The sequence below is a fragment of the Roseovarius halophilus (ex Wu et al. 2025) genome (assembly GCF_047086965.1).
This window is the reverse complement of sequence record NZ_JBKOTX010000654.1, coordinates 1-260: the sequence shown is the minus strand read 5'-3', so window position 1 is coordinate 260 and position 260 is coordinate 1. Positions and strand designations below refer to the sequence as shown.

At 68.8% G+C, this 260-nt stretch carries 1 protein-coding gene; it reads left to right on the top strand.

Annotated features, from left to right (window positions below; translation table 11 throughout):
* Positions 1 to 21: 21 nt before the first annotated feature.
* Positions 22 to 260, top strand: a 239-nt coding sequence (locus ACH107_RS33910) for a hypothetical protein (protein WP_412509935.1), incomplete at its 3' end; no start/stop codon positions are given.

Sequence of the window (260 nt, the reverse complement as noted above, 5' to 3'; positions counted from 1 at the left end):
ACTACGCGCCAGCCGTATCGCGTGGAATACACCATCGCCCTGCCCGACGGCACGCGCCGCCATATCCACGAGGAAGGCGAGGCGCAGGATTCGACGGCCGCCACGCCCACCATGATCGGTGCCGCGCAGGACGTGACCGCTGAGGTGGAAGCGCAAGCCGCCTTCCGCGACAGCGAAGCCAAGCTGCGCACGCTGTTCGAGCAAGTACCGGTCGGCATCGCGCAAGTCAGCCTGGAGGGCCGCTGCCTGCGCGCCAACCC